1 protein-coding gene is annotated in these 4,331 nt (G+C 67.3%); it reads right to left on the reverse strand.

Annotated features, from left to right (window positions below):
• A partial coding sequence (locus ACNJ7E_RS30615) for an amino acid adenylation domain-containing protein (protein ID WP_418341707.1) occupies positions 1-4,331 on the reverse strand: 4,331 nt, incomplete at both ends.

The following is a 4,331-nucleotide window of genomic DNA, read 5'->3' on the forward strand; positions in this document are numbered from 1 at the left end:
GGGCAGGGCGTTGCGGTCCAGTTTCCCCGCCGGGGTCAGCGGCAACGACTCCAACACCATGATCGCCGACGGCACCATATACCCCGGCAACCGCTCCCCCACGAACTCGGCGAGTGCACGGGTTTCGACGTCAGTTCCAGGCGCCGAAAGCACGTACGACACCAGCCGACTGCTGCCACTCCCGTCGTCATGGCCGACCGTGTGGGCGAACTCCACCACCGGATGCGCCGCCAACACGGCGTCGATCTCCCCCAACTCGATCCGGAACCCCCGGATCTTCACCTGAAAATCACTACGCCCCAAAAACTCCAAAACCCAGGTGCCGTCCGGGGCGGCCACCCACCGCACCACATCACCCGTGCGATACATCCGCCCACCCGCACCGAACGGACACGCCACGAACCGCCCCGCCGTCAACCCCGCCCGATGCACATACCCGCGCGCCAAACTGGGGCCGAGGACGTAGAGTTCGCCACGCACCCCGGCCGGGACCGGACGCAACCGCCGATCCAGCACCACCAGATCCACACCGACCGTCGGCGACCCGATACTCACCGGCCGCCCAGGCACCAACGGGCCGGTAGCCGACGACATGATCGTCGTCTCACTCGGACCGTACGCATTGACCATGATCCGGCCCGGCGCCCACCGCGCCACCAACTCCGGTGGACACACATCACCGGCCACCACCACCGTTTTCAGATGGTCCAGACCACGGTGATCGAGCGACGCCAACGCCGCCGGCGTACAGAACGCATGCGACACCCCATGTTCGGCAAGGAACTCCGCCAACTCCGAACCACCGAAAATACTGGTCGGCGCCACCACCAGCGTCGCCCCCGCACACACCGCCATCACCAACTCGAACACCGACGCATCGAAACTCGGCGACGCGAAATGCAACACCCGCGACCCCGACGACACCCCCAACCGATCCCGCTCATCCGCCGCCAGATTCACCACACCCCGATGCGTGACCGCCACACCCTTCGGCCGACCCGTCGACCCGGACGTATAAATCACATACGCCGGATGATCCACCGACAACACACCCGTGCGGTCCGAATCATCCAGGGGCTCCGAGGAGTACGAGGCCAGACCCTCGACCACTGCGTCGTCGTCGAGGACGATCCAGTGCGTACCCTCCGGCAGACCCTCCCGCAACGCGGCCGTCGTCACACCGATCGGCGCACCACAATCCTCCAGCATGAACGCGATCCGGTCAGCCGGATAACTCGGATCCACCGGAACGAACGCCGCCCCCGACTTCGCCACCGCCCAGACACTGGACACGGACTCGACCGACCGCGGCAAGGCCAGCGCGACGAAAACCTCGGGACCGACCTGCATGTCGGCGAGCAGTCGCGCCAGGCGGTTCGATTCTGCGTCCAACTCCCGGTACGTGAGCGTGCTGGTGGTGCCCGCGGACGCACCGAGCACTGTCGGGGCGACGAGCGCGTCACCGTCCGGGTTGCTGCGCACCGCGCCGGCCAGCAGATCCGGCACGGTGACGGGTGCGAGTCCGGGCCTGCCCGCTGCCGGGACGAGAGCTGCCCGTTCGGTGTCGTCGAGCAGGTCGAGATCACCGACGGCGGTGCCCGGGTCGGAGATCACGGCCTCGAGAATCCGCTGCAGCCGCCACGCGAAGTCGCGGACGGTGGACTCGTCGAACAGGTCGGTGGCGTAGGTGAATTCGGCACGGATCCCGGACGGCGCACCGGTGTCGTCGAGATTCTCGCCCAACGTCAACTGCAGATCGATCTTGGCGACCCCCGGGTCCACGTCCTCGACGCCGATCCGCAATCCCGGCAGTTCGTACGCGTCCGCCTGTCCCGGGTTCATCGACAGCGCAACCTGGTAGATCGGGTGATGCGCCGGGGTGCGCGCCGGGGCGAGCACGTCGACCAACCGCTCGAACGGAACGTCGGCATGGGCGAACGCTGCGAGGTCGGTGTCGCGCACCGTGTGCAGCAACTCGGCGAAGCTGTTTCCGCTGCGCACCGCTGTGCGCAGGACGAGGGTGTTGACGAACATGCCGACCAGGTCGTCGAGAGCGCGTTCGCCGCGTCCGGCGATCGGGGTGCCGATCGCGACGTCGTCGGTGGCCGACAGACGGCCCAGGAGCAGCGCGAACGCGGCGTGGGCCACCATGAATGTGGTGGCCCCGTGTTCCCGGGCCAGACGCTGAATGCCGCGGTGGGTTTCGGGATCGATGCTGAAGCCCACCGATCGCCCGGCGAACGTCGGCTGAGCCGGACGCGGCCGGTCGAAGGGCAGGCGCAGTTCGTCGGGCGCGCCGTCGAGTGTTCGCGTCCAGTATCCGAGTTGGGTGGTCATGACGGATTCGGCGTCGTCCTCGCTGCCGAGCACCTCCCGCTGCCACACGCTGAAGTCGGCGTACTGGACCTCGAGCGGCGCCCACTGGTGGGCGTGCCCCTGCGCGCGGGCCGCGTAGGCAACCATGACGTCGCGGCCGAGGGGTCCGAACGACCAGCCGTCGGCCGCGATGTGGTGCAACGAGATCGCCAGGACGTGTTCGGTGGGCGCCGTGCGGAACAGCGTGGCCCGTACCGGTGTCTCCGCGGTGACGTCGAATCCGCGGGACGCGAACGCCACCATTCGGCCGGGGAGGTCGGTTTCGGTGACGTCGACCGGCTGCAGTGTCACGGAGACGTCGGAGGCGGGCAGCACGATCTGTTCGGGGCCACCCTCACCGTCCGGGAACACCGTGCGCAGCGACTCGTGACGTTCGACGACGTCGTCGAACGCCGCCGCCAACGCTGCGGTGTCGATCGCGCCGGACAGCCGCACCGCGAACGGCAGGTTGTAGGCCGGGGAGTCGGCGTCGAACTGGTTGAGGAACCACATGCGCTGCTGCGCGAGCGACAGCGGGATGCGTGCGGGCCGGGTCACTGCGGTCAGGGCCGGGCGCACCTCAGTGGTGATGGAGTGGATACGCAACGCCAGTGCGGCCACGGTGGGCGCATCGAACACGTCGCGAACCGACAACCGGGTTCCGGTCGCCTCGGTGATGCGCGCGGTCACCCGGGTGACGGACAGCGAGTTGCCGCCGAGGTCGAAGAAACTGTCGTGCACACCGATCCGGCCGGCGTCGAGCACGTCGGAGAACACGTCCGCGAGCTTCTGCTCCACGTCGTTGCGGGGTGCCACGTATTCGGTTGTGTTCGAGACGAATTCAGGTGCGGGGAGTGCCTTGCGGTCCAGTTTCCCACTCGTGTTCAGCGGGAACTCGTCGAGCAGCACCACAGCCGACGGCAGCATGTACGCCGGAAGCGCACCCGCTGCGTGCCGGCGCAGGTCCGCGGCGTCGACAGTGCGACCCGCCGCGGGAATCACATACGCCACCAAATGATCACCCGTCGAGGCATCCGAATAGACGAGGACCGCAGCACCCGTCACATCCGGATGCGACCGCAACACCGCCTCGATCTCACCCAACTCGATCCGCTGACCACGGAACTTCACCTGAAAATCGGTACGCCCGATGTACTCGAGCACTCCATCCCCCCGGCGCCGCACCAGATCACCCGTCCGGTACATCCGCGCCCCGGCACCACCGAACGGATTCGCCACGAACCGATCCGACGTCAAATCCACCCGGCCCAAATACCCCCGCGCCAACTGGATGCCACCGAGATAGAGCTCCCCCGGCACCCCCACCGGAACCGGATGCAACCGCGAATCCAGCACGTACGCCTGGGTGTTCCACTCCGGCACACCGATCGGCACCGTCACCTCGTCGGCGTCCGACGTCTCCCAGTACGTCACCGACACCGCGGCCTCCGTCGGCCCGTACAAATTATGCAACCCCGCAGACGACACGGTACGGAACCGACTCGCGGTTTCCGGGGGAAGCGCCTCACCGATCACGAACACGTGCCGCAAACTCGAACACGACCCGGCCGGTACCGACGCAACGAACACATCCAGCATCGACGGCACGAAATCGGTCACCGTCACCCCGTACTCGTCGATCACCTCCGCCAGATACACCGGATCCCGGTGCCCGTCCGGAGTGGCCAGCACCATGGTGGCGCCGACCTGCAACGGCCAGAAGAACCCCCACACCGACACGTCGAACGTCGTCGCCGTCTTCTGCAACAACACATCCCGCTCGGTCAGCGGGTACTCCGACTGCATCCACACCAACTGGTTCACGATGCCCGCATGCGGCACCGCCACACCCTTCGGCTTACCCGTCGACCCCGACGTGTAGATCACGTAGGCGGTGTTGTCCGCGCGCAGGGGATGCGCCCGATCGGCGTCGTTGATCGGATGCGACCCGAATTCCGACAGGTCCAGCGCGTCGA

The sequence above is a fragment of the Rhodococcus mengyinensis genome, from assembly GCF_048381435.1.
Taxonomy (GTDB): domain Bacteria; phylum Actinomycetota; class Actinomycetes; order Mycobacteriales; family Mycobacteriaceae; genus Rhodococcus_F; species Rhodococcus_F opacus_D.